This is a genomic window from Lentisphaera araneosa HTCC2155, assembly GCF_000170755.1.
In the GTDB taxonomy this organism is placed as follows: Bacteria; Verrucomicrobiota; Lentisphaeria; order Lentisphaerales; family Lentisphaeraceae; genus Lentisphaera; species Lentisphaera araneosa.
Map to the genome: position 1 here is coordinate 150,399 of NZ_ABCK01000005.1, position 11,958 is coordinate 162,356.

The following is an 11,958-nucleotide window of genomic DNA, read 5'->3' on the forward strand; positions in this document are numbered from 1 at the left end:
GGTCAACTTCATTCGACCAACTCACACTCTGTCAAAACCAACATATCTAAGCCCCTTATCCCTAAAGACCACGCCCGGACACTAAGGCGTTTACCATAATAAGAAAGGTCTTCATTTTGACCTTTAAAATAGCATTCTACTACATCATCCAAACGCAGTGTGTGCCAATTCTCATTTGAACTCAAAGCGGTAACCGTACCTTGAACTTCGAGATACTTATTTCCATATTTTTCGAAAAAACTTAATAAATCCATTTTACTTTTATCTTCTAATATCTCCTTTACAGCAAACTTCTCTATATTCTTTTCCCGTTCAGGTCCTCGATATTTTCTTGGCTCCCAAATATTCTCATTTAAAGGTAATATTTTTTTCTTTATCACTTCAATTCCCTTACTAATCCCCAAGCTCTCGGCTTTAGATGAAGCCTCCCAAGATAAAATATCTTTAAGGAGAATTCTTTTTTTCTCACCTTGTTCTAAGGCAAACACTAAGTCCCGATCACCCTTTTCTTGTAGCATTCCATAAAACTCTTCGCCAGATTTTAATTTCACAAAATGACTTATTGTAAAAATTTGACTGCGAATGATTTTATCTTCTCCAGCTTTTATCCTTAGATCGAACTCTTCTTTTACTGTTTTACCTCTTGCCTGGATTGAAAGGAAATACTCCCCTGCATTCAATTTCTCGAGCTTTATAGGGTTTTCACTCGAGTCAAGTACTTTCCCATTGAGGTTCACTTCACAGTCAATGGCTGGCAAAGTAATTTCTAGTGAGCAATGATTGGGGTGTAATTCATAAAGCTTAATTAAATCATTTAAAACAACACTCACTGATGAGTATGAATCCAAGCTTATAGTCAAATTCTTTCCTTCTAACTTATCTTTTCTAATATAAGCTGGACTAAGAGCTAAATGCTCACCCTCATGAAGTAAATTCACGGAATTTGGTGTAGTTTGAAAGTCTAAGTACCTCTCATCCCTCTCTAAATCCACTACTACTTTTTGGTCAGATTGTAAATCCAACAAAAACTCCTTTTTATGATAGGCACGCTTAAAAACGGAAATGTAATGAAAGCCTTTCTCTAGGGATTTTAATTCAATCGGCAACTCCCCCTTATAATCTCCATTAACTTCTACGCTCACCGACTCAATTGGAGAACTTATGTTTAACACGCACTCAGGCTCTAATTCTTGATCTACAGCCCCATCCACATTTCCTGTTTCATTATCACTAAAACCCGCTTGCTCAAGCCGTATTTCATCACCCTGTTCAACGCTTAAATCAATTAAAACTGGCTCATTCAATTTTGGAGTGATTTTTCTTTGATCGACCTCATAAAACAAGTAGGCAAAAGCAACAAAAAATAAACCAAGTAACAAAGGCGTTTTATTAAAACTCAGCTCAGTTTGCTGTTCAGGTAGATCGGGATCACTTTCCGCAAGACCCGAATCCACAGTCGCAGTAGCTATATTATTAAGTTCTTTTCCACCTGTCTCAACTAAGGAAAAAACCTCTTCCCCAATTTTAAGTTGATCACCAACTTTCACCCGGCTAGCTTTTGCTATTTTTTGCCCGTTTATATAGACGCCATTATGGCTCTCTAAATCTTCCGACCACACTTCACCATCATGCTGAGTTAATTCGACGTGCTTCCCACTTAATTTGGGGTCATTAATCACAAGTGTGCATGAATGACTACGACCAATGATAATTGAAGCTTCTTCAAAGCTCAATAATTTCCCTTTTAAGTTCCCCTCACTAAAGTAAAGTTTCACCTAATACACTCGGAATTCAGGTGAATTTATAATTGTCCAAGTCATTTCAAATACACCAGAGTTTACATAAGATGCGTCAAGATCTAATTTATTTTCAAAGAACAAGCGCTCGCGTTCATTCGGCAACCTTGTGTAATAATGAACGAAAAACTCATTCAGAAATAGTTCAAAATCCTTTTTCTGAGATAAAGCATACCAAGCTTTGGCTTTGTTATCTATGAACTCTAAGGCGGCCTTGTTACTCGCTAAAAAAAGCGCCTGGGATAGACTTCCTCGATAAAAAGCCTCTGAATCCGACAAGGAACTGGGGAACATGTCATCAATATATTTCTCTTTATCTTTTTCCAACTTGTAGAGTGACTGCCAACTTTCCTCTTTTTCAAAACTCTTCATGGCATCAGTCATGAGTACATTTAATATTTGCTCACCATCTAAATGACGAATTTTTCTACTTTTAAAATAAATAAAACCCTCTTCGTCAGATTTTTCTGCGGAAGACATTCGATAAATATCAGACATCAACACTGTCTTTACTAAGGCATAAAGATCGAATCCATTATCCTCAAATATTTTAGCATAAGTATCCAAACGCTCACCATTATCATGATTGGCACCATAAACGTCATTAGCGGGCATAACTATCCCTCTTCCAATCAACCAGTGAGCTACCCAATTAGACGTAGACCTCGAAAAATACAAAGGCTTCTTATACGCCATCCAATCGGCTAAGTAATCTCTCGCACTTCTAGTTATATGAAGCGCTCGATCGGGCCCAAACAACAAGCGTGGACGAGCCGTGTGCTTCTTTTCCTCAACCACATACTCTAATTTCAAATGAGTTAATCGTCGTTCTTTCTCAAAGATATAAAGCTGGGGTGCCAATAACGCTTTATCAGAACTCATTTCCCCCATATCAAATTTCATACTAAGATTTTGTCCACGACTCTCCTCATAAGAAATCTCGTCATAGATACTCTGCCCCTTTTCTTCCATTGCAATCCAATCTAAAACATCTTTAAGTTCTGCCCCCAAAGCTTCTTGGTTTCTATAACTTTTAGCGACCCTTTTTTTAAGTGCTTTAAGTTCTTTTTCTGTCTTCACATAACGCTTTTCCATGCCTTCGAAAAAAGTCGCCATCGACCAAAAGTTCTCATGCTTGAGCTCCGGGTAATATTTATGATCGTGACACTCTGAACACGCCAAAGTTATTCCCCAAACATTTTCCGTAAATCGACCTGCCATCATTTTGGAATCTTCTGCACCTGTGTAAAACAGCACCATTTTATTTCGAGCTGAAATACCATCGGCACTTAACATATCACGAATAAACTTGCGAAAATCGCCACCAACTTTGACGTATTCTTTTTTGACATGTTTCTCTAAGCCCCTATAAACTAAGGGGTGTTGATCTCTGTCTTGACGCTTAGGAGCGTAGTGATCAACTATTTTTGTAGCAAGATTACCCCGAAACTCTTCACTCTTCAATAAATCATTAACTAGTTTTTCATAACGACCAGTTTTTATCAACTCCGTCCCCGAGTAGTATTCACTTACACTAGGTAAACGATTTTGAGTATCTAAATACAAACGCCTAAGTAAGCGATCAGCTTTTTCTTGAGAAGCAGATAGCAAAAATGTACTTAAAAGGAGAAATGTAAAAAAAGTCTTCATGACATCAACTCATCAATCCCTGACTTTGATGGGCACAGATCCAAAGGACGACCACTTTTATGCATGTAGGGTTCATTGGGATTAAAGCCTAAATGACGATATAAAGAGTAGCTAAAGGCTCCCATCGTCACAGCATTTTCAAGACTTAAACCATCTTTTGAACTTTGACCTATATGCTGCCCAGAAAGGTTTCCTCCTATTAGGAGAATTGGGGTATTCATTGGGTAATGATCTCGACCTGCATTAGCATTAATCCGAGGCGTTCTCCCAAAATCTCCTGCAATCATGACCATTGTATTTTTTAACAAACCCATAACCTTTAATTCTTTTAACAATTGACATAAGCCCTTATTAAGAGGTTCTGATAAATTTCTACAGCGTTCCACATTATTTTGATGTGTATCCCACCCTCCATAGGGAATTTCTATCGAAGGGACTCCTGCTTGAATTAAACGTCTGGCTTGTAAAAAACTCTGTCCAATACCTTTGCCATAAGCTTCGATAGTTTGTGGGCTTTCACCACTCAACTCAAAGACTCGATTAGAGATACCTAAGCTCAACTGCGTCGCTTTGCGCCCATGGCGGAGCTCTTCTTTAATTTGATCTAAATGAGCATTAGCAGAATGTTTCATGTATTCGTCGCGCAAAGATTCCGAACGGATGAGACGCGTACGCCAATCTTCGTCAACTTTTAATTTATTTTGCCCCGGCTTCATACTATAGGGACTGAATTCATTCCCAAGGAAACCCGCAGATAATGAACCACCTAAAGAAACGACTTTAGGTAAATCTGACTCTTTTTCTTCAGCTAAAGCCCAGCCCGCAATCGAACATAAACCTGGCTGTACCTGAGCTGGATTAGGTAAAAAACCTCCCGTTCCGACATAATACCTTCCCAGTTCATGGGCTCCTATTCGCGAACTCGTATGAACTAACGCCATGTGCTCTGAAAAACCTGCTAAACCTTCATAAGACTCGGCAAAATAGACATTTTTCATTGCCGTCTTTATACCTTTGATCCCACCTCCGTTGCTATGATCTGGCTTGGCGTCAAAAGTATCCATTTGCGAGGGTCCACCACGCAAATTGACGTATATAAAGTGTCTGATTTTTTCTTTTCTCTTGGGCTTAGCATTCGCGGAATTCGCAAATAACATGCTCGACAAGGCGACACTACTACCACTTAAAAATGTTCTTCTATCTAAACTCACAGACATTAAATTCCTTAATTATTATCTATAATAATTAACGACATCAATAAAGTTTTTATTGTGTGAATAAAAAGATTAAGCTTCTACTTCTACTTCTTCTTGCTCAGCTTCGACTGCTGAATCATACAAAAAGCATATATCATTATAAAGCTCATCATAAGTCTGATAGCGATCTTCCATTTCATGGGCGATGAGATTATCTATCAAAATACAGAGACCTTCCGGAAGATAGTCATTAAGCTCCTGAATCGGGTAACGATAGGGGTGCATGTGACCTTCTACGATTTCCTCATTAGGTCCATCAAAATAATTCTGTCCGTTGACAACATAATAAAAGACCATACCCAAGGCGTACATATCAGACCTTTCATCTTCAACTATGCCTTTGATTCGCTCTGGTGGGATATAGGATGGTGAACCAATTAAATTGTCATCATCTATCTCCTGCTCATCCTTGTGGATCGCGAGACCAAAATCAACCAAAGTCAGCTTCTCACCTCTTACAATCACATTTTGAGGTTTCAAATCGCGGTAGATAAAGCCAGTAGTCGCCATGTAACGCAAGGCGTCAACTAATTGTTTCATCCAGGAATACAACTCAACTTCGGAAAACTCAAAACCCTTAGCTATCTGCTCCAAGGTGTAGCCCGGTACATAATCCATTAATAAGAAGGCCTTACCACTCTTATAGCCAAAGCGATAAGCTGTTGCAATATGAGGATGTTCAAAACTCATCACTACGTCACCTTCATAAAGCAAACTTTGGAAACGGAAGTCACATTCATCAGTATAATCTGAAAGTTTAATCGCATACAGTTTGGGGTCATCATACTTCTGAGCCATATATACACGCCCCATACCACCTTCACCTGTAACATCGTACAGCCAAAACTCAGTGATTCTCATGGGCATAAAAACATTTTCGCCACAACTTTGACACTCATATTCTCTTAATGGTTCATAACCTTCCATATCACACCACTCATGGCATGTCATGCATTTAGCTAGGCCATCTTCAAAGCGTTTAAGCTCATCCTCTGTCAGAGCAGTAGTTCTGTAACCTTCCATAAAAAATCTTCATATATAGTTATTGTAATCTAAGGCCTTTAATCTAAATCCATATCCCCATATTTCTAGACTCAGAACTTTAAAGCCCTTGGTCTAATCTGCTAAATAAGTCTAATTTTAACAAAAAACGATACTTAACTAAACTTTTACACACAAATAAGCTTCCATAAATTAAGACCTAAGAGATATAGTACAGGAAAGTATATAAAACTTCTGTGACTTTTAACCAATTTTTCAAAGACTTTACCCCTTCACAGCACTTACTTTTATTGTGATTTCATTTTTAACAGTCTAAATTGAGCTATAATTAAACAAGAAACTTTAGGTACTCAAAGTGAAATTCCATCTCCCCTTAACTGCATGTCTTCTTTTCTCCCTTATTAGCTGTGACTCAGAACAAGTTCAAAAAATCAAAGATAAAGTCAAACAAAGCACTGAATCAAGCGCCGACGCTAAAGGCGAAGAGACTCCTGAGGTCGTTCTTTTCGATAAAGAAGGCGCCATTCAATATATCAATTCACAACTTCCAAAAGTTGTGCTCCCTGGTGAATATGAGTTCACAGCAGAAAAAGCCAACAACGAAAAATTCGGTGATTATGTAAAAATCCAATACCTAAATGAACTGAGCTATAAAGAAGACTATTATAATGTAGATAAATCCGTATCTTTCATGAAAGTTTTACAGGATAAAGGATGGACTAACGAATTTGCCCAACTGAAAAAAGCTCCCTATACCTTTTATTCTAAAGTAGCCGTAAAGGGTGATAAGACGGCTATTCAAGGTTCACTAATCTATAGAAAAAGTGGTGAGAAAATGGTTTTCAAAGATCACAAATTGGAACGTGGTCACATTGTTGAAGGTTTCCCTCAAGCAAAGTTTGGAAAGTCATACCTTCTCGTAGGATCTATGGAAGCCGATACAGCAATTGACGGTTTCATGCAGGATTATGCTGTAGCTAAAAGACACAATGACAACGTCCTTAACACGGTGACTCCAGAAAAAGTGTATAAAGGAAGTTTAAAAATCACTCCGGAACTTAAGAAAGACGTTACTTGGACAATGGGTAAACAACACAAGTTACTCAAAACGACTGAAGCTCTTATCACCTTCGATGAAAACCCTGAACTTAAAATCATCTTAAAAGGAACGTACTTAACAGAAATTCGTCCTAGTAATAGAAGCAACCTTAACTACAAGGTAGAATCCGTCACAGTCTACGACTCACCTAGGGATCCATTTTTCCAAAAGATCCATCCTTATATTAAATCGGAATACTTCACTTTATTCCTCTCACCTAGTGGCAACTTATCTGGCATGTCAAAAAACTTAAAAATTGATCTCACTCCATATGATGGGAAAGTAAAAGAATAAGCCAAGCGACTTTATAAGCCGGCTCTGAGTTACATATCGTTCTTATCACAAGCCCTAAGCATTAGAGTAACTTTAAGAAAAACTTTCAAAAAACCTGTAAGATCCTTACAGGTTTTTTCGTAAACTCTCAAAACGGAGCTTTTTATGAAACTTTACTTAATTTTACTTTTCCTCTTACCTTCATTAATTTTTTCAGCCACTCACCCAAATGATGCGATTGCAAAAATTAATAGCTTGGTAAACTCAAAGCTCGAGGGGAACCTAAATAAAAAATCTGATGACTCAACATTTGTTCGTAGAATTTATCTAGATATCATCGGGCGTATTCCTTCTATTGAGGAAAGCTCTTCATTCATCTCCAATAAAAACTCCAACAAACGACAAGAACTGATTAAAAACCTTATCATGTCGGAGGCTTATGTTTCCAATAACTTTAATTACTGGGCAGATATCCTTCGCATCACTAATGATGGTGGCAATAATATCCGTGTGATGACCGCTGCATATAGTCAATGGTTAAAAAAATCCCTCCGCGACAACAAACGCTACGATGACATGGTCTTTGAACTATTGTCGAGTGAAGGTTCTGTATGGGATAACCCCGCAGCCTCATACTACTTGCGTGATAATGGCATGCCTTTAGATAATACCGCTAATACAATACGTGTTTTCCTTGGAACTCGACTCGAATGTGCTCAATGTCACGATCACCCTTTCGACGATTGGACACAAATGGAGTTTTACCAAGCAGCTGCTTTTACCTATGGATATAAAGGAGGAACTTTCCCAAGTGATAAAAACTCTAACTTATCAGGTTTAAAAAAGCACATTGGTGCTCTCAATAGAGAAAAGTTTGCGCAAGCCGCAGGCAGTAAAAAAGTCCGTGTCGTTTTTAATGAAAAACAACTCCAAGACCTTCTCAAAAACAAAAACTTCCAAAAATATTTGAAGAAATCAAATATGAGCCAAGAAGAATATGTACGACGCGCACGAAAAGGCATGCAAGCCACTACAGATATGAAACTCATTCAATATTCAACTAAGGAAACGATTGAATCTCTCTTCGGAAAAATGCGTTCTACCACACTCGACACCAAAGAAAAAGACCTCAAACTTCCTCATGATTATCAATATGATGACGCCAAGCCCGAATCTCTTGTAAAACCCGCCACCATGTTTGGGGATAAATTCACCATGAGAGAAGGCGAAAGTCGCCGTGAAGCTTTTGCTCGTTGGTTAACTTCTACCGATAACCCTACTTTCACCCGAGTCATTGCTAACCGCATGTGGAAAAAAGCTTTTGGCGTAGCGGTCTTCTCTCCTGTTGATGAAATAAATGATTTCACCAATGTTCGTAACGAAGAACTCATGAATTACTTAGAGCAACTCATGAAAGACCTCGATTACAACCTAAAAGCTTTTCAATACATCATCTTCAACACCGATGCTTATCAAGCTAAGGTCAGCGCTACTCAAATTGGCACCAAAGAAGCTTATGACTTCCGTGGCCCTGTACTGCGCCGCATGAGTGCTGAACAACTCTGGGACTCACTCATAACTTTGAGTATTGAAAATCCAGATATCTACCTCAGCAGCTCAAAAAGTGATGAGGCCCTTGTAAGTAGTATTCGTGCTAAATACCAAGCCATAGAAAACATGGATACCAATGAATTTGTTGATAAAATCATGAACATTGCCGAATACACGGCTTCTCGAGATAAAGAAATTAAAGACCTACGCCTCAAAACGCTTGAAGCAAGAAAAGAAAAAGATTTTCAGAATATCAAAAAACACCAACAAGCCACAAAAAAGATTTATAAAAGCATTGAAGAGAAAACAAAAAATACCTTAGCCATGAGCACTTCAGGCTCAATGGATATGCAAATGATGGATAGCATGAACTACAAAGCCAAAGGTAACAAAAATAAGTTTCAGCTCATTAAACAAGAGCCCAGTGCCAACTTATCAAAGAACCAATTAAAGGTAAGAAACTCCCAATTTAAGCAATTCGAAAAAATGCTCACTCATTTCTACCGTGCCTCTGAGCTCTCTTCCCCTTCCCCTCGAGGTCATTTCCTCCGCGACTTTGGCCAATCAGATCGCTTAAGTATTCAAAATGCCAATAAATCACCTACGATTACCCAAGCATTGAACCTCATGAATGGTCATGTATACCGTGTCCTCAATAATCCTCATTCCTTACTTGGTCGCAAACTACATGCAAGTAAAAGTACTCCAGAGAGTTTCGAACTGCTCTACCAAGCTTTCTTCAGTCGCAAGCCCACAACTCGTGAATGGGAGATCCTCGGCAAAGAGACAAAAATCAGCAAAAGCGAAGCGACCAAAAATGTCCTTTGGGCTTTACTCAACTCAAAACAATTCACTTTTATTCAGTAGGAGCTTATTATGGACCGTCGACAATTCATCAAAACTGCCGGAGCTAGTGCACTAAGCTTCAACCTTCCTTTCAACGCCATGGCGTCTTCTCTAGACTTTAAACAAACACCTGGATCTGCCAAAAACCTCATCTACCTTTACATGGGTGGTGGCATGTCACACATGGATACATTTGACCACAAAGGTAGCCATAAGAATCAAGGCCCCGTTAAAGCGATCAAAACTCGAGCGCAAGAAGTCGAGATCTCTGAATTCCTTCCTTTGACAGCTGAGCACACAGATAAAATGGCTATTGTCAACTCAATGACTTCTACGGCTGGTGCCCATGCTCAGGGTAATTACTTCATGCATACCAGTTATGAGATGCGCTCCACTATTCAACACCCAGGAATCGGTGCTTGGTTTCAAAAATTCCACGGCAAACTTAACAAAACTTTGCCCGGCTCAGTTTTCGTCGGTGGCAATAGCCGCACCTTTGGTAATCGCGGTTTCTTTGAACCAGAATACGCTCCCCTTTCTATCAGCAGCCCCGAAGCTGGCTTAAAAAATGCAAAAAACCCCTATTTCGAAGATAAAGAATTTCATCGCCTCACTTCTTTGACTAATGAACTCGACGAAAAATTCATGAAAGATTTTGAACTCGATAGTACTCAGTCGGCAGTTTCAACTTACCGTGAAGCTATGGACCTCATGTCGAGCCCTGACCTCGCAGCTTTTAAACTTGATAATGTCACTGAAAAAGACAAAACGATGTATGGCGATAATAATTTTGGCATGGGTTGCCTCCTTGCTAAACGACTCGTTCAAAAGGGTATCCGTACAGTCGAGGTTTCTCTCGGAGGCTGGGATACTCACAGTAATAATTTTGATCGCGTTTCACTCAATACAAACACTCTCGACAAAGCCTACAGTGCTTTATTAAGCGATCTCGAAGAAAGTGGCATGCTTAAAGACACCCTTGTTGTACTCGCAACTGAATTTGGTCGAACTCCAAAAATCAATGTTAATGACGGCCGTGACCACTACCCTAAAGCCTTCTCTTGTGTTTTAGCAGGTGGTCCAGTGCGCGGCGGCCAGAAATATGGTATGACCAGTGAAGATGGCACTACTGCTGTTAAAGATGCAGTTAAAATTCCAGATTTTAATGCGACCATCGCAAAAGCTCTAGGGATGCCTTGGCAACAACAGCTCTTCAGCCCCTCTAAACGCCCTTTCAAAGTGGCCCACAGAGGCAAACCAGTCGATGCCCTCTTAACAATTTAAAGAGTCTTAAAGAAAATTATTTTACTTTCTGCCGAATTTCTTTTGCGGACATGCCGTAAAATTTCTTGAGATATTTATTGAGTTGATTCGTGGATGAAAAACCTAGTTTATACGCCGCTTCGGTAATCCTAAGCGATGCATCTAATTCTAAAAGTTCTTTAGCTTTCTCTGCTCGTACTGAACTAATAAATTCTAAAGGCGTCTGCTGCAATTCCTCTTTAAAATGATACTCCAACCAACGCCTAGAACGTCCTATATGGCTTGCTGCACTCTCCACATTAATTTGTTGCAGAACATTGAGTCGAATGAATTCTACGACCTTGGCAATCTCCGGATTATAAATTGATAAGACAGCTGTAGAATCCCGTTCAAAGATCTCACCACAGGGAATCACATGGTCACCAGCGACTGATTCGCCATTCATAAAACTATGAAGTAATTCAGCTACCTTATGCCCTAGTTTCCTACCTTGCCTGGCCACACTACTCAAAGTCGGTGTTGCCAACTCACAATTCACTTTGTCATTATTCTCCCCCATCACAGAGATTTGTTCAGGGACTTTGATTCCTATTCTTGCACAAGTTTGCAAAACTTCGACGGCACGGGGGTCGTGAGCTGCCAACAAGGCCGTCTTGGGCGCGAGAGTCCGTAAAAAGCTTTCTAAGCCATCGTTTGACTGCTGCCATTCGGTCGACACTCCGGAATGCGCCTCGTATAAGTCAACCTCATAACCGTGATCCGCAACTAGATTGCGAAATCCACGATAGACTTCTGCTGAATACCAAACTTTTTTAATCCCATAATAGGCGAAATTGCGAAAACCTTTTTTAAGAAAGAACTCAGCTGCTTTTTTTCCTATCTCTTCGTAATCGGCGCAGACTCTAGGAACGGGACTTTTTTTGAGCACACCAGAAATATTGATGCAGGGGATACCTAAACTTTGAATGAGTTCCGCTTCCTCCTGACTATTGATTTGGGCGATAATCCCATCGCCATCCCAATTTTTTAAATCCCGAATTTCCAGCCTATGTCGTTCTGGATTGGTTAAAAATTGCCAATTTGCCGCACAAGGATGATTACGAATCCCATAAAGAACTTCAGTTAAATGATCCACTCCAATCGGAAAGGCTAGAGCTACTCTTTTCATACTTACGCCCTTATTTTTTTGCGCTTTCATGTAATTATAATACATTTTTGCGTA

General features: G+C 39.4%; 8 protein-coding genes. 3 read left to right on the forward strand and 5 right to left on the reverse strand.

The window, feature by feature from the left end; translation table 11 throughout:
* Positions 1-8: 8 nt before the first annotated feature.
* From LNTAR_RS25245 to LNTAR_RS06480, 4 genes are all read right to left on the reverse strand, one after another.
* A complete protein-coding gene (locus tag LNTAR_RS25245; protein ID WP_007277854.1) occupies positions 9-1,775 on the reverse strand; it encodes an FHA domain-containing protein in 1,767 nt (588 codons plus the stop codon).
* Positions 1,776-3,446: a DUF1549 domain-containing protein gene (locus LNTAR_RS06470; protein ID WP_007277855.1), complete on the reverse strand. Its 1,671-nt coding sequence runs from the start codon at positions 3,444-3,446 to the stop codon at positions 1,776-1,778.
* The gene (locus LNTAR_RS06475; RefSeq protein WP_007277856.1) at positions 3,443-4,663 is read right to left on the reverse strand and encodes a DUF1501 domain-containing protein; all 1,221 of its coding nucleotides are present in this window, start codon (positions 4,661-4,663) and stop codon (positions 3,443-3,445) included. The genes LNTAR_RS06470 and LNTAR_RS06475 overlap by 4 nt, the downstream gene beginning before the upstream one ends.
* A gap of 69 nt (positions 4,664-4,732) precedes the next feature.
* Positions 4,733-5,725 carry a serine/threonine protein kinase gene (locus LNTAR_RS06480; RefSeq protein ID WP_007277857.1) on the reverse strand — a complete coding sequence of 331 codons (993 nt, stop codon included), beginning with the start codon at positions 5,723-5,725 and terminating at the stop codon, positions 4,733-4,735.
* A 334-nt stretch (positions 5,726-6,059) separates the two neighbouring features.
* Here LNTAR_RS06480 and LNTAR_RS06485 point away from each other — a divergent pair, with 334 nt between their 5' ends.
* From LNTAR_RS06485 to LNTAR_RS06495, 3 genes are all read left to right on the forward strand, one after another.
* Positions 6,060-7,097 (forward strand): hypothetical protein, encoded by a 1,038-nt coding sequence (locus tag LNTAR_RS06485; RefSeq protein WP_007277858.1) that lies wholly within the window; start codon positions 6,060-6,062, stop codon positions 7,095-7,097.
* Between the two features lie 144 nt (positions 7,098-7,241).
* Positions 7,242-9,494, forward strand: coding sequence for a DUF1549 domain-containing protein (locus LNTAR_RS06490; protein ID WP_007277859.1), 2,253 nt, complete (start codon positions 7,242-7,244; stop codon positions 9,492-9,494).
* Between the two features lie 9 nt (positions 9,495-9,503).
* Positions 9,504-10,757 carry a DUF1501 domain-containing protein gene (locus tag LNTAR_RS06495; protein WP_007277860.1) on the forward strand — a complete coding sequence of 418 codons (1,254 nt, stop codon included), beginning with the start codon at positions 9,504-9,506 and terminating at the stop codon, positions 10,755-10,757.
* 16 nt (positions 10,758-10,773) lie between these two features.
* Here the strand turns inward: LNTAR_RS06495 and LNTAR_RS06500 are convergent, their stop codons facing one another.
* Positions 10,774-11,904, reverse strand: coding sequence for a DNA-binding transcriptional regulator (locus LNTAR_RS06500; protein WP_162026365.1), 1,131 nt, complete (start codon positions 11,902-11,904; stop codon positions 10,774-10,776).
* Between the last annotated feature and the right edge of the window lie 54 nt (positions 11,905-11,958).